The sequence below is a fragment of the Streptomyces sp. NBC_01089 genome (genome assembly GCF_045162975.1).
GTDB lineage: Bacteria > Actinomycetota > Actinomycetes > Streptomycetales > Streptomycetaceae > Streptomyces.
In genome coordinates this window covers 882477-895849 of sequence record NZ_CP108660.1, presented here as the reverse complement: position 1 = coordinate 895849, position 13373 = coordinate 882477, and the positions used below count along the sequence as shown (strand labels likewise).

The window sequence follows — 13373 nt, the reverse complement described above, 5'->3', positions numbered from 1 at the left end:
TTGAACGCCCCTGGTTGAACGCCCTGTTGTACTTCCCCTGTACTTCCCCGGCCGCAGTCTACCGACGTCACGCCGCCACCACCCGGCAAGCACTAGGCTGACCGCCAGGCGTCTGGGGAGGCGCCAGTGGGGGTGAAGTGATGCGGAATCTACCGGCGTTCACGCTGGCCGGATACGACAAGGGCCGGGGCAGACTGACCCAGGCGCTCTGGTTCGCCGTGCTGAACACCGTCTTCATGGCGTGGTTCTGCCCGGCCCGGCTGCGGGTCGCGCTGCTGCGGGCCTTCGGCGCGACGATCGGCGAAGGGGTGCTGATACGCCACCGGGTGCGGGTCCTGTGGCCGTGGAAGCTCACGGTGGGCGACCACACCTGGATCGGCGAGGGCGCCTGGCTGCTCAATCTGGAGCCGGTCACCCTGGGGGCGCATGTCTGCGTCTCGCAGGAGGCGCTGCTCTGCACCGGCAGCCATGACCACCGGGCCGCGGACTTCCGGTACCGCAACGCCCCGATCGTGGTGCGGGACGGCGCCTGGATCGCCACCCGCGCCACGGTGCTCGCGGGCGTCACCATCGGCGCGCAGTCCGTCGTCGCCGCGGGCACGGTCGTCCACCGGGACCTCCCCGACCTGACGCTGCACACGGCCGCAGGCCGACGGCCGGTGGAGGAGCCGGTATGAGGGTCCTGCACGCCGTCACCCTGCACAGCCCGACGCATGCCTTCGGCGGCCCGGTCCGGGTCGCGCTCAACCTCGCGCAGGGGCTGCGGGCGCGCGGTCACGAGGCGCGGCTGCTCGCCCTCGGCGACGGCTTCGGCGCCAGGGGCTGTCCGGTCGGTCTTGTCGGATCAGCCCGGGGTGTCTGGTGCGGTGCATCGCAAGGCGCCGAAGTGTCCGCAGGGTGGTTTCCTGCGGACACTTCGGCAACGCGGCGAGGTGCCGTGCCAGACACCCCGGGCCCGGCAGAGACCGGCCGGGCAGCCCCTAGGGGAGAGCGGCTGCCCACCGAGGTGGAGGGCGTGCCCGCCCGGCTCTTCCAGGCCCGCAGACTGCTGCCGCTCGGCTTCAGCGGCATCACATCGCCCGCACTGCTCGCGGCCGCCGGGCGCGTGGTGCGCGACGCCGACATCGTCCATGTGCACCTCGCACGCGACCTGGTGACCCTGCCCGTCGCCCTGGCGGCGCTGCGCGCCGGCAAGCCGCTCGTGCTCCAGACGCACGGCATGGTCGACCCGAGCGACCGGCTCCTGGCGAAGGTGCTCGACGCCCTTGCGGTCCGCCGAGTGCTCCGCCGGGCCTCGGCGGTGCTGTATCTGACCGGCCATGAACGCAGGGGCCTCGAAGCGGTGGCGGCCGGGAAGCGGGGCCCTCTCGCTCGCCCCGGCAGCCAGGCCCGTTCCGGTGACCCCGGCGGCCCTCTCCGGCTGGTCCGCCTCGTGAACGGCGTACCCGCCCAGGAGGCGCGGCCCACCCCGTCAGGCCCCCCGCGCATCCTGTACGCGGCCCGGCTCCAGGCCAGGAAGCGCCCGCAGGACTTCGTGGCCGCGGTACCGGAGATCCTGCGCCACCACCCGGAGGCCGAGTTCGTCGTCGCGGGACCCGACGAGGGCGAACTCGCCTCCGTACAGGCGCTCATCAGCCGCCTCGGCCTCGGTGAGCGCGTGCACTGCCCGGGGCCGCTCTCCGCCGGTGAGATGCTCGCCGAGCTCCGGCACGCCCATGTGTATGTGCTGCCGTCGGTGGACGAGCCGTTCCCGATGTCGGTCCTGGAAGCCCTCGCGGCCGGGACACCCGCCGTGGTCACGCACTCCAACGGGCTCGCCGGTGACATCGCGGACGCCGGTGCGGGCCGGGTGGTCGACGGCGCGCCGGAGCTGGCCGGGGCCGTGCTGGAGCTGCTGGACCCCGCCACGGCCGGAGCGGCCTCCACCGCGGCCCGGAAGCTGGCGGCGGAGTCGTTCTCGATGGACGCCGTGCTCGACACCCTGCTCGGGGTGTACGAGACGTGCTGAGCGCCGACCGGACGGGCCCGGCTAGGCGGGCACCCAGGCGTAGCAGCCCGACGAGGTGAACTCGGCGGCGCCCGCCGGGATCCGGGCCCTGACCTTTCCCTTGGCCCCGGTGCCGGGCCCGGACGCGAGGAGCTTGCCGCCGCTGCCGGTGACCCGCCAGGTGCAGTCGGCGGCGGCGGTCAGCGCCCGGTAGGTACCGGCCCGCGGGTTCTTCCGGGTGCCGTCGGGGAAGCCCGCGTCCGCTGCATCGAGTACCGGCTTCTGGTCCGGGCAGAGCAGCGTGATGGCGGCCTTCGCATCGGGGATGTCGCCCGCGATGACCGCGCCCACCGCCGCGTCCTTGTCGTGCGCGGCGGTCCTGGCCACCCGCTGGCAGCTCTCCTGTCCGGTCTGCAGCACGGCGGACGGATCCATGTTCTGCGGCACCCGGCCGCTCAGATACTTCTTGTCCTTCTTGCTGAACGAACCGGTGACGGGCGTGAGCCGGGAGTCAGGCAGCACCGGCTCCTTGACCGAAGGGGACGGCGAAGGACCAGCCCCGGCCTGCGGGCCCTGGCTGCTCGCCGCCGGGGCCGGAGTGTACGGGCCGCCGGCCGTGTCCTTCCCGTCGTGGGAACCGGAAGACCCGCAGGCGGATACGGAGACGAGAGCGGCGAGCGCGGCTGCCGCGGCGGCCGCACGGCGGTGGAGTGGACGCATGAGAGGGCTCCTGTGGTACGGGTGGTGCGGGGCCCGGCCGACCGGGCCCCGCACACGGTCATGGTGGTGTCAGCGCCGGATCACGGTGCGCCGAAGGTCAGGACGAGCTGCGGAGTGCCCTCGGCCGCCGCGGCCTCGTGGGACCACAGCCAGAGCGGGTCCGTGCCCGTACTGGTCAGGGCCAGGCCGTAGGCGCTGCCCAGGGCCGGGGTGAGCGCGGTCGTGTCGAGCGGGGCCGCATAGACGGTGGACCCGTCGGTGGCACCGCCCAGAGTGCCGAGTGTGCCGGGTCCCGGCGTGGGCCGGTTGTTGTACGTCAGACCCGACTCCGTCCAGTCCCCGGTGACCGGCACGACCGACTGGGTGTCCGTCGAACCCGCACCGGTCTCGGTCGAGGTCTTCACCGACAGCCTGGCGCTCTTCAGCACCGTGCCGGTCGGGGCCTTCGGCAGGGTGAAGCGCAGATAGGACGCGTACGCCGACGTGCCGCGCACCGCGAGCGAGCTGGAGGTGCCGTAATTCGCGTTCGGCGCGCCCGCGTTGACGTAGGTGTCCTCGGACGCCCGGACCGTGGCGACGGTGTCCGCCGGGGCGCTCGCGAGCTTGTGGTGGTTGGCCACCTGCGCCGCCGTGAGCACCGAGGGGTAGATGGCGGTCTCGTCGACCTGGCCCGCGAAGAAGTTGCTCGTGGGCTGCTGCGGCCAGCCGCTGAGCTGGTCACCGCCGACCCGCCAGTAACCGGAGTACGCCTGGTTGCCCGTCACCTTGGACGACGCCTTCAGCGCGCCGTCGACATAGAGCGCGATGCCGGACGCGCCCTGGGTGGCGACCACCTGGTGCCAGGCGCCGTTGTTGTAGGTGCCCGGCGTGGAGACGGTCTTGGCCCCGCCCGTGTACACGCCGAAGACCAGATTGCCGTTGTCGGTCAGGTAGATGTTCTTGTCGTAGTTGCTGCTGGTCTTGGTGGTGTTGTTGCCGAACCCGACGAGCTTGCCGCCCCGGTCGGTGGTCGTCCTGAACCAGGTCTCGATGGAGTAGTCACCGTCCACGGTCGTCCTGCGGTCGCTGTAGACGACCTGATCGGTGCCGTCGAAACCCATCGCCGTCCCGGGGCCGTTGACCGCGGCGGGCGTCTGCCGGAGCGACGGCCCGTTGAGCTGGATGCCGCTGCTGTCCGACGGGGACGAGTCACCGGTGAACGGGCCGCTCGTCTCGTCGTAACGCCAGTACTGCGTCGCGCCGTCCTTCAGCACGGCCGCCGGGTACGCCTCGGCCGACGAGGGGACCGTGACCGTGGCGGTGGGGGAGAGCCCGCTGGTGTTGCCGGCCGCGTCCGATGCCGTGACCCGGTACGTGTAGGTCTGGCCCGCGGTCACCGAGGTGTCCCGGAACGACAGCTGGGGCCGCGACCACGGCAGCGATTCGCCGTCCACGGTGTACACCGGGGCAGACGAGCCGTTGCGGTAGACCTTGTACGTCAGCCTGCTGTCGTCCAGGTCGGTGCTGGAGCGCCAGCGGACCTGCACCTCACCTGGTTTGATACTGGCCGCACCGGCCTGCGGCACCCCCGGCACCCCGGTGTCGGGGCTCGACGCGAAGCGGGTCAGCCCCTGGGCGGGCGCGGCGTTGACCGTGGTGAACTCGCCGCCGACCCACAGGTAGGTGTCGGACCCGGTGTCCGAGACCGCCAGCGCGCGCGGGCCGATGCCCTCACCCAGGCCGTCGTTGGTGTTCGGGAACCAGCCCAGTTTGCCCACACTGGTGGTCGGCTGGGCCAGCAGATGGTTGCGCGCGCCGTCGGGGAACTCGCCCACACTGGAGCAGTCGTGCGCGTGCGAAGCGCTGTAGAGGACGTTCTCGTACGACAGCACGGCCTGGGTGGCGCCCAGACAGGTGTCACGCCAGCGCTGCCCGAGATCGCTGAGGTTCAGCGCGATCCGTCCGTCGAAGACACCGCCGCCCGTGCCCTCGTTGCCGGTGTAGAAGCCGGTGGCGTCGGTCCCGATGGTCTTGACGACCGAGTTGGTCTCGATGAAGCCCGGATAGGTCTTCACGTTGTCGCCCGACGTGGCGTCGACCACGGCGAGCGCGTGCGAATCGGCGCCGTTGACGGTGAAGAAGTCACCGCCGAGCAGCACGTCGTGCCCGTCGGGCGTGACCGCCACGGCCCGGCCCGGCAGATCCGCGTCCGCCCGGAACGGGCGCAGCGCCCCGGTGGAGCTGTCCACCGCCGCGAACCGCTTGCGGGTCTCGCCCGCCACGGTCCCGAAGTCGCCGCCCGCGTACACCGTGTCGCCGGTGACGGCCAGCGCCCGCACCGTCGCGGGGAAACTCGGGTGGAAGTCCGGCTTCGGGGCGCAGGTGGCGATGTCGATCGCGGCCAGGCTGCTGGCCTGTACGCCGTTGACGGCGCCGAAGTACCCACCCGCGTACAGCGTCTTCTTGTCGGGCGATACCGCCAGCGCGCGTACGGTCGCGGTGCCGCTGCCCACGGTGAACGACAGCTTGCAGGACGTGGGCGCCCCGGTGGCGGCGTTCATCGCCACGAAGTCGACGGCGTCCTGCGGTGTCCCGCTCGCCCCGTCCGGCGGTCTGACCTGTGAGAACGTACCGCCGGCGAAGACGGTCCCCTGCGCCTCGGCCAGCGCCCAGACGATGCCGTTGGTCTGCCAGGTCGGCAGGGCGTCGGCGGTGAACGCCACCGGCGGGGTGACCGCGGTGGCCGGCGCCGCCGCCGTCACCCCCAGACCCGCTGTGACAGTCAGGACAAGGGCGGCCGAAAGCCCTCTGGATCTACGCATATCCATACCCCCCAGGCATGAAGTCGTGCACCTCAGCGATCGATGCGGACGTTCGCACCGGCCAGTTGGTCCGCCACCTGACGCATATCGGCGTCCACCATGATCCGGGCCAGCTCCTCGACGAGCACCTCCGGTTTCCAGCCGAGCAGCCGGTGCGCCTTGGCCGGGTCGCCGATCAGCGCGTCCACCTCGCTGGGGCGCTCGTACTTCGGGTCGTAACGGACGTACTTGTTCCAGTCCAGCCCCGCGTGGGCGAACGCCGTCTCCACGAACTCCCGCACGGTGGCGGCCACCCCGGTCGCCACCACGAAGTCGGTCGGCTCGTGGTGCTGGAGCATCCGCCACATCGCGTCCACGTACTCGGGGGCGTACCCCCAGTCCCGTACGGCGTCCAGGTTCCCCAGATAGAGCCGGTCCTGCAGCCCCGCCCGGATCCGGGCCACGGCGCGGGTCACCTTCCGGGTCACGAAGGTCTCGCCGCGGCGCGGGGACTCATGGTTGAAGAGGATGCCGTTCACCGCGTACATGCCGTACGCCTCACGGTAGTTGACCGTGGTCCAGTACCCGAAGACCTTCGCTGCGCCGTACGGGCTCCGAGGGTGGAACGGCGTGCGCTCGTGCTGCGGCGGCGGGGTGGCGCCGAACATCTCGGAGGACGACGCCTGGTAGTACCGGGTCTCGATACCGCTCGCCCGGATGGCCTCCAGGAGCCGCAGCGCACCGAGGCCCGTCACATCACCCGTGTACAGAGGGGCGTCGAAGGACACCCGGACATGGGACTGGGCCCCGAGGTTGTAGACCTCGTCCGGTCTGAGGTCACGCAGGAGATTGACCAGCGCCACCCCGTCCGTGAGGTCGGCGTGGTGCAGTACGAAGGACCGCTCGGGCTGCTGCGGGCCCTGGTAGATGTGGTCCACGCGCTCGGTGTTGAAGCTGGACGAGCGCCGCAGGAGCCCATGGACCGTGTACCCCTTGGAGAGCAGCAGCTCCGCCAGATAGGAACCGTCCTGACCGGTGACCCCGGTGATCAGCGCGGACTTGCTCATATGGGATGTCCCTCTCTGGCGGACCGGTCCGGGACCGGCCCGGACGCCGCGGATATAGTGTGGTTCACGGAATAAGTCAGCATCTTGGGCGCAGTGATGCGCTTCGTCCTGGCATGATCCGGCTCATGACTGAATCGCTGTTCCTGCCGGCCGGCGCCCGTATATTCGTCGCCGGCCACCGCGGCCTCGTCGGATCGGCCGTGGCCCGCCGGCTCACCGCCGACGGATACCAGGTCCTCACCCGCCCCCGTACCGAGCTGGATCTGCGCGACGCCGCGAGCACCGCGCGCTACCTCCACGACACCCGCCCCGACGCGGTCGTCCTGGCCGCGGCCAAGGTCGGCGGCATCATGGCGAACAGCACCGAACCGGTCCAGTTCATCGAGGAGAACCTGCGGATCCAGCTGAGCGTGATCGCCGGTGCGCACGCGGCGGGCGTCGGCAGGCTGCTCTTCCTCGGCTCGTCCTGCATCTACCCCAAGCTCGCCCCGCAGCCGATCAGCGAGGACGCCCTGCTGACCGGGGCGCTGGAGCCCACCAACCAGGCGTACGCCCTGGCCAAGATCGCCGGGATCGTACAGATCCAGTCCTACCGGCAGCAGTACGGCGCGGCCTACATCTCCGCCATGCCGACCAACCTCTACGGGCCGGGCGACAACTTCGACCTGGAGACCTCGCACGTGCTGCCCGCGCTGATCCGCCGCTTCCACGAGGCCCGCGCGGCCGGCCGGGACGAGGTGGTCCTCTGGGGCTCCGGCGCACCGCGCCGCGAGTTCCTCCATGTCGACGACCTCGCCGCCGCCTGCGCGCTGCTGCTCCGCTCGTACGACGGCCCCGACCCGGTCAACGTGGGCTGCGGAACCGATCTGACGATCCGTGAACTCGCTGCTACTGTCGCCGAAGTGACCGGTTTCGAGGGGCGGATCGGCTGGGACACGTCCAAGCCGGACGGTACCCCGCGCAAGCTGCTCGACATCAGCAGGCTGCGCGCGCTCGGCTGGGCACCGGGCATCGCGCTGCGTGACGGGATCGCCGGCACATACGCCGCGTGGCAGCGCTCCTGACGGCGGGCACACCAGGGTCCGGGGCCGGGTCCGGCACCGGAACCTAGGGCCTGTCGTCAAAGTGCCGCCTGCCGCGCGACGCCTGGCACGCGCGATCGCGGCGTTGCCGGAATGCCCTAGTAGCTCCGCTACGAGAGCATTCCGGCGCCTTGCGATCGCACGCACCAGACGCCGCGCGGCCGCCCTCCGGGCAACGACGGCACTTTGACGACAGGCCCTGGTGGACGGCGGCCGGTGCGCCGCGGCCCGGGTCCGCACGGACGGCGGCCGGTCAGTACGCACCGCGGCCGTCGACCACGGCGCGGAGCGTACGGGCCATCACATCGACGTCGCTGGTGAACGACCAGTTGTCGACGTACTGGAGATCGAGCTGGACGGTCTCGTCCCAGGAGAGGTCGGAGCGGCCGCTGACCTGCCAGAGCCCGGTCATCCCCGGCCGCACGGCCAGCCGCCTGGCCTCCGTCTCGTTGTAGAGCGCGGCCTCCTCGGGCAGCGGCGGCCGTGGACCGACCAGGGACATGACACCCAGTAACACATTGATGAGCTGGGGGAGTTCGTCGAGAGAGGTGCGGCGCAGCAGCCGTCCCGCCCGGGTGACCCGGGGGTCGCGCCGCATCTTGAACATCGGCCCGTCGGTCTCGTTCGCCGACGCCAGCTCGGCCTTGCGGGCATCCGCGTCCAGCCGCATCGTGCGGAACTTCCACATGACGAACGGGGTGCCGCCCTGCCCGATCCGCCGCTGCCGGTAGAAGACCGGGCCCGCCGAACTCAGCCCGACCGCGAGGGCTATCACCGCGAAGAGCGGCGAGAGCAGCAGCAGCCCCAGTCCGGCGCCCACCCGGTCCATGACGGACTTCAGTATCGGCTGGGCGCCGCGCCGCACCGGCGGCACGATCCGCAGCAGCGCCATCCCGGCCGCCGACGAGGGCTCCATCCGCTTGACGGAGATCTCCACCAGGCCGGGGGCCAGGGCCAGTTCGACCCCCGCGTCGTGCAGCGCCCAGGACAGCCGTCGTAATCTCTCGCCCGCCATGCCCGCACCCGGTGCGACCAGCACGACATCGGCGGCCAGTTCACGTGCGGCGCCCAGCAGCGGCACGGTGTCGTCGGCGGGGGCCGCCGGGGCGTGCGGTGCGAGCCGGCCCGCCAGCCGCGAGCCGCCGTCCACCGCACCTGCGCCGACCGCCACGATGCCGACCACGACGTACGGATGGTCGGTGCGGCCGGCCAGATGACCGGCCACATCGCCGGCCGCCGCCGGCTCGCCCACCACCAGCACCCGGGTCATGACCTGGGCCTTGTGGCGGGCCGCCGTGAGGTGACGGTAGGTCGCCCGGCGGCAGACCAGCGCGGCCAGCAGGGCGGGGATGAGCACCAACAGGCAGAGCAGCGGCGGGTGATGGAGCTCGGCCGCGCTGCGGATCACGGCCAGCACGCCCAGGAGGATCAGCCAGTCGTGCAGGACGGGCAGCGCACCCCTGGACTCGCCCAGGGCGCGCTTCGTGTAGCGGTGCCGGAACGCCTGCACCCCGAGCCAGGTCACCGCGGTGACGGCGGCCGACCGGAGTGCGTACGGCTGTCCCTGGGCGCGGAGGACCAGAGCCACCGGCAGTGCTGTCGCCGCGGTGTCGGCGAGCAGCGCTGTCGGTAAGTACCACGGTGCTTTCAGGCGCATCCCCTGCGGGATCGCGCCTGATGAAGTGCTGAGGTCGGACGCACTTGTCTCAGGCGTTCGGACATGCCACATGTACCCCCCCGGCACGTGTTGACTGGTTCGTCCTGTTCGCCGATTCCCCGATCGACGAACTGGAGTCGCAACAGGGACAGTACGACAAACTCCAGGTCGCACAATGCCGTTTACGTAAACGTTGCGACCGATTGGCCCCGCATCCATCGGGAGACGATGTGGCGAAGTGGTGGTGACCTCGTGCAATTCCGTCCCGGGGGCTTCCGGAGCCGCCGCTGCCCATATCCGGGTTCACCCGACGGCCGTGCGTGCGAACGAGAAGGCGCCGGGGCGGGCCTGTTTCGCGGTACGTGAGGCGGAGGGGCGGCCTCAGCCGACTGCGCCGCTGGTCACGCCGGGGAAGCGCCGGACGGCCGTGGGCGCGGGGCGGCCGCACCGGGCTCCGTCCGGCCCCGGCCCCTGTTGTCCCGAGGCCGCATTTCGGTTCTACTACTGCCCAACCCCCGCACTGCGGGCGGCTTTCCGGGGAGGAACGACGATGGCCCAAGCGCCGGTACGACCGTGGGCGCACCACCGCCGCAGAGCCACCGGGCGGCGCGTCCTGCTGCCGGGGGCCTTCGGGCTCGGCCTGCTGCTGATCTGTCTGCTGGCCGGCAGCGGAATGGCCTGGTCGCCCTTCGGGACGGACGGCGGGTCCGCGGGCGGCAAACCCGCGGCCGGGCCCTCCGCGCAGGGCCCGGCGGACCGCGCCGGAGCCCTCACTCCGCGGCCGCAGCGCGTCACCGGCAAGGAACTGCCCTTCGACCTGCCCGCACCTGCGACGCTGCGCGGCGGCCACCACCTGGTGTTCGCCCACTACTTCACGCCGTATCCGCTGTCCCTGGACAACAAGCCGGCCGGGCAGGACTACTACAGCCGCAACTACCTGACCGCGCGCGGCGAGCACGGCAAACACGCCCTGTACGGCGGCCTGTTGCGGGACCGGCCGCTCCCCGTCGCACCCCGGAGCGGCGACTGGCAGCTTGCCAACCTCCAGCAGGAGGTCCGTACGGCCAGGGCCGCGGGCATCGACGGGTTCAGCGTCGACATCCTCGCGCTGACCGGGCCGAACTGGGAGCGGGTCAACCTCCTGCTCAGGGCGGCCGCTTCGGCCGCGCCCGGCTTCCGGATCATGCTGATGCCGGACATGACGTCGCTGCACACCGACCCCACGACGCTCGCCGACGCCCTGGCGGGGCTTGCTGCCTCACCGGCCGCCCACCGGCTCGGCGACGGACGGCTGGTGATCTCGCCCTTCAAGGCGGAGGCGCACGATCCCGGCTGGTGGTCGCAGCTGACGACGCGGCTGCGCACACAGCACGGAATCCGGACCGCTCTGGTGCCGCTGTTCCTGGACTTCACCGCGAACGCCGACCGGTTCGCGCCCATCAGCTACGGCTTCTCGGAGTGGGGGAACCGCAGCTACACCGCGCAGGCGGGCGCCACCGCCGATGTGGCCCTGGCACACCGGCTGGGCAAGACATGGATGCAGCCGGTCTCGGTGCAGGACGCCCGGCCCAACCAGGGCGTGTACGACGAGGCGGGCAACACGGCGACGCTGCGAGAGGGGTGGGGCCACGCGATCGACGACGGCGCCGACTGGGTCCAGCTGACCACCTGGAACGACTACTCGGAGGGCAGCCAGTTCGCACCGTCGCTGCACAACGGATACGTCTACCTCGACCTGTCCTCGTACTACCTGACCCGCTTCAAGACGGGGCAGTGGCCCAAGATCGTGCGTGACACGGTCTATCTGACCTCGCGGGTGCAGTTCGCCGCGGCCCGGCCCGTCCCCGGCGGGCAGCGGAAGCTGATGAGCCCGCGCGCCGGGACGGCCGCCCCACGGGACACCGTGGAGGCGCTGACCTTCCTGACCGCGCCCGCCGACCTGGACACCGTGGTCGGGACCGACCGCCGGAGCCACCCGGTCCCGGCCGGGGTCAGGGCCACTGTGGTGCCGCTGCACACCGGCTGGAGCGCGGCGACCGTCCGCAGGGACGGCCGGACAGTGGCGGAGGTGACCTCGCGCCACCCGGTACGGAGCCAGGTCCGGGTCCAGGACCTCCAGTACTACGCGGCGAGCAGCGGCCGCCCCGACATGCCCTGAGGGGCGGCCGCTCCTCGCCGCGATCTCACTCTGCGGATCTCACTCGCCGCGATCTCACTCTCCGGATCTCACTGTCCGGATCTCGCGCGGCCTGGCCTCACGGGTACGAGACGACCGTGGAGGGCACGGTCGACGTCCCCGATGTGGCGGAGCCGGTGTTGTTGATGACGTGGTTGTACTGGCCCTTCCCGCCGAGCGACACGACCAGCAGATCGTGGAACTTCACCCCCGCCTTGTCGGGCGCGGCGAATCCGTGGTCCTGCTGGATGGTCGGATCCGCGGTGAAGTTGCAGTAGCTGCCGAGACCCCAGCCCTCATGGGTGTTCACCGAGTCGGCCACCTTGTAGGCGGCGTACCCCTTGGTGTCACCGTCCTGGACCGCGGCCTGGTTGGGTGCGTCGTACGCCTTCTCGTTCTGGAAGAAGATCGTCTTGCCGTTCTCGCCGTTCCACTGGACGTCGTACTTGTTGAAGTGCTCGACGAACAGCCCGGTGGCCAGCACATTGTCGCCGTTGACGGTGAGTCCGTAGTCGGCTCTGTTGGTGTCCCAGCCGACGCCGTCACCGTGGTCGGCACGCCAGAGCCAGGTGTGGTCGACGATGGTGTCGTTGCTGTTGATCTCCATGCTGGTGGTGGCCTTGCCCGGCCCGGCGCCGCCGATCCGGACGAAGACGTCCTGCACGGTCGTCGGATTGGCCGAGTGGTCGGCGGACGAGCCCTCGGGGCCGACCTGGAGCAGCGTGTCCGAGTTGGTGGTGCCCGCGTCGATCAGCAGACCGGCCAGCTTGACGCCGTCCACGTCGGCGACCTTCATCGCCGTCACCCCGTTGTCGGGGACCAGCGTCGCGTATCCGAGACCCAGCACCACCGTGTTGGCCCGCTTCACGTCGATGGTCTGGTCGAGGTGGTAGATCCCGGGCGTGAAGAGGAGGTTGAGCCCCTGGTCCAGCGCCTGGTTGATGGTCGCAGCGGTCGCGCCCGGCTTGACCACGTAGAACTGGTCCAGCGGAATCGACTCACCCTTCGGCGCGCCGTTCCCCCAGGTGGTGCCGCTGGCGTTGGTGCGCTTGTCCGGTGTGAACACCTTGTAGTCGTTGCCGTCCAGGTACAGGAACGGCTTCTCCCGGGAGACCGGGGTGGTGTCCAGGGTGGTGTACGTGGGGTCGGGGAAGCCCTGTGCGGGTGCGCCCTGCACGCCCGAGAACACCATGTTCCAGACGCCGTTGGCCCAGCCGCCGACCGAGCTGTCCCGGGTGTACCACTGCTGCTGGGAGTACGGGCTGACCGTCCCGTCGATCTTGCTGTCGGCGATATAGCCGCCGCTGGCCCAGCCGTAACCGTCGGGGGCGAGGTTGAGCCCGCCCTTGACGTGCATCCGGCGGAACGGGGCGGCCTGGGCGACGGCCCAGCGGTCGGTCCCGTTGGCCGGGGTGAGGGCCAGGTTCTCCGCCGAACGCCAGAAGTTCTGGGTGGCGTTCCCGTTGAACCAGCCCGCGTCCACGGTGACATCGCCGTTGATGTTGGTGTCGTCGGGGGACAGGCCGAGACCGGCGATCGAGGTGTAGAAGCCGAGCTGGGCGTTGATGTTGCTGTAGGTGCCCGGCTTGAAGAAGAAGGCGTCCCTGCCGGTGCCGAACTGTGCCGACTCCTGTTGCTTGAACACCGAGTCCAGTTGGCCCTGGATATCGGGTGTGGACGGGTCGAAGACGTGCACGTTCGGTCCGAGGTCGCCGCCGCCCGGCAGATCGGCGGCGTGCGACTTCGACGGGGCGACGACGAGGAGGGCGGCGGCGAGTGCGGCCGCCGCCACCACCGACATCCTTCTCCTGCGTGCCGTGGGGGGAACAAGCATGGGGAAATCTCCCGCAGTTGGTGGCTCAACGGTGAGCCTTCAAGAAGTGAAGAGCGAAAAGCTCTGGGAG

Annotated in this window: 9 protein-coding genes; 4 read left to right on the top strand and 5 right to left on the bottom strand. The window is 71.0% G+C overall.

Annotated elements, in window-relative coordinates; translation table 11 throughout:
* Positions 1-140: 140 nt before the first annotated feature.
* Together OG510_RS04020 and OG510_RS04015 are read left to right on the top strand one after the other, a co-directional pair.
* Positions 141-677: a WcaF family extracellular polysaccharide biosynthesis acetyltransferase gene (locus tag OG510_RS04020; protein WP_164260227.1), complete on the top strand. Its 537-nt coding sequence runs from the start codon at positions 141-143 to the stop codon at positions 675-677.
* Complete coding sequence (locus OG510_RS04015; protein ID WP_406135286.1) at positions 674-2008, top strand: glycosyltransferase; 1335 nt, start codon at positions 674-676, stop codon at positions 2006-2008. Before OG510_RS04020 ends, OG510_RS04015 begins: the two co-directional genes overlap by 4 nt.
* Positions 2009-2029: 21 nt before the next feature.
* Here OG510_RS04015 and OG510_RS04010 read toward each other — a convergent pair whose 3' ends face one another.
* From OG510_RS04010 to gmd, 3 genes are all read right to left on the bottom strand, one after another.
* Positions 2030-2707 carry a hypothetical protein gene (locus tag OG510_RS04010; protein ID WP_406135285.1) on the bottom strand — a complete coding sequence of 226 codons (678 nt, stop codon included), beginning with the start codon at positions 2705-2707 and terminating at the stop codon, positions 2030-2032.
* Positions 2708-2787: 80 nt separating this feature from the next.
* Positions 2788-5508, bottom strand: a complete 2721-nt coding sequence (locus OG510_RS04005; protein ID WP_406135284.1) for a DNRLRE domain-containing protein — start codon at positions 5506-5508, stop codon at positions 2788-2790.
* Between the two features lie 32 nt (positions 5509-5540).
* Entirely contained in the window at positions 5541-6554 is a 1014-nt protein-coding gene (gmd, locus tag OG510_RS04000; RefSeq protein ID WP_406135283.1) for a GDP-mannose 4,6-dehydratase, read from the bottom strand.
* A 125-nt stretch (positions 6555-6679) separates the two neighbouring features.
* Here gmd and OG510_RS03995 point away from each other — a divergent pair, with 125 nt between their 5' ends.
* Entirely contained in the window at positions 6680-7618 is a 939-nt protein-coding gene (locus tag OG510_RS03995; RefSeq protein WP_406135281.1) for a GDP-L-fucose synthase family protein, read from the top strand.
* A 271-nt stretch (positions 7619-7889) separates the two neighbouring features.
* Here the strand turns inward: OG510_RS03995 and OG510_RS03990 are convergent, their stop codons facing one another.
* Positions 7890-9293 (bottom strand): sugar transferase, encoded by a 1404-nt coding sequence (locus OG510_RS03990; protein WP_406135280.1) that lies wholly within the window; start codon positions 9291-9293, stop codon positions 7890-7892.
* A 550-nt stretch (positions 9294-9843) separates the two neighbouring features.
* Here OG510_RS03990 and OG510_RS03985 point away from each other — a divergent pair.
* Complete coding sequence (locus OG510_RS03985; RefSeq protein WP_406135278.1) at positions 9844-11451, top strand: glycoside hydrolase family 71 protein; 1608 nt, start codon at positions 9844-9846, stop codon at positions 11449-11451.
* A 97-nt stretch (positions 11452-11548) separates the two neighbouring features.
* On the opposite strand, the gene OG510_RS03980 is transcribed toward OG510_RS03985, so the two are convergent.
* On the bottom strand, positions 11549-13303 hold the full coding sequence (locus tag OG510_RS03980) for a coagulation factor 5/8 type domain-containing protein (protein ID WP_406135277.1): 1755 nt from the start codon (positions 13301-13303) through the stop codon (positions 11549-11551).
* Positions 13304-13373: the final 70 nt, after the last annotated feature.